At 49.2% G+C, this 250-nt stretch carries 1 pseudogene; it reads right to left on the bottom strand.

Going from position 1 to position 250, the window contains the following annotated elements:
- Nucleotides 1-189: pseudogene (locus QN347_RS20485) on the bottom strand (hypothetical protein); the annotation flags it as partial.
- Nucleotides 190-250 lie beyond the last annotated feature (61 nt).

The following is a 250-nucleotide window of genomic DNA, read 5'->3' as shown; positions in this document are numbered from 1 at the left end:
ATCTACAACAGTAAAGCCAACCACCCAACGAAAACATACAAAAATAAAAATGACGTCTACGTTTAATATAAAAAATATCCAAAGGGCGATGCTCCAATCGTCAAGGGTGTCGCCCAGGGCTTTCAGTACTCTGTCCAAGCTGGGGAGGAATTCGCCATCCGGGCCGAATTGAAAGCTTGGGAAGAGCAAGTCACCCTCGAGGGTCCTGACTGTTAGGAGTTTCCCGTCTCGGGCCAAGCCAAGGACGGAG

It is taken from the genome of Sphingomonas sp. 10B4 (assembly GCF_035019905.1).
GTDB classification, from domain to species: Bacteria; Pseudomonadota; Alphaproteobacteria; order Sphingomonadales; family Sphingomonadaceae; genus Sphingomonas; species Sphingomonas glacialis.
The sequence above is the reverse complement of the archived record's forward strand: the minus strand, read 5'-3'. Positions and strand labels throughout refer to the sequence as shown.